The sequence below is a fragment of the Cellulomonas telluris genome (assembly GCF_004886325.1).
Taxonomy (GTDB): Bacteria; Actinomycetota; Actinomycetes; order Actinomycetales; family Cellulomonadaceae; genus Cellulomonas; species Cellulomonas telluris.
In genome coordinates this window covers 1-642 of the sequence record NZ_QXFN01000033.1, presented here as the reverse complement: position 1 = coordinate 642, position 642 = coordinate 1, and the positions used below count along the sequence as shown (strand labels likewise).

General features: G+C 75.1%; 1 protein-coding gene. It reads left to right on the top strand.

Going from position 1 to position 642, the window contains the following annotated elements:
- Positions 1-604, top strand: a 604-nt coding sequence (locus FB586_RS18590) for an aminotransferase class III-fold pyridoxal phosphate-dependent enzyme (protein ID WP_136520845.1), incomplete at its 5' end; no start/stop codon positions are given.
- Between the last annotated feature and the right edge of the window lie 38 nt (positions 605-642).

Sequence of the window (642 nt, the reverse complement as noted above, 5' to 3'; positions counted from 1 at the left end):
CGTCCCGGACGCCGGCTACCTCGTCGCCGCTCAGCGCATCGCGCACGAGCACGGCGCGCTGCTGTGGCTCGACGAGGTGCAGACCGGGATCGGTCGCACCGGAGCCTGGTTCGCCCACCAGCTCCTCGATGGCGTACGCCCCGACGTCGTCACGCTCGCCAAGGGCCTGGGCGGCGGCATCCCGATCGGCGCCACCGTCGCCCGCGGCGCGGCCGCGAGCCTGCTCCAGCCCGGCAGCCACGGCACCACCTTCGGTGGGAACCCGGTCGCCTGCGCCGCCGCGCTGGCGGTGCTCGACGTGATCGAGCGCGACGACCTTCTGACGGCCGCTGTCGAGCGCGGCGCCCAGCTCACCCGCGCCCTGGCCTCCGAGCACGAGGTCACCGCGGTCGAGGGGCGTGGCCTGATGCTCGGCGTCCAGCTCTTCGACGAGACCGCCGCCGCAGTCGTGGCCCGTGCTCAGGCGCGCGGCTTCCTGCTCAACAACACCGGGCCGGCGCGGCTGCGCTTGGCCCCACCGCTCACGATCACCGAGGCCGACATCGCCGCCCTCGCCGACGCGTGGGCCGACATCGTGACCGACCCCGAGGAGCCCCGCCCGTGACCCGCCACTTCCTCCGCGACGACGACCTCTCACCGGCG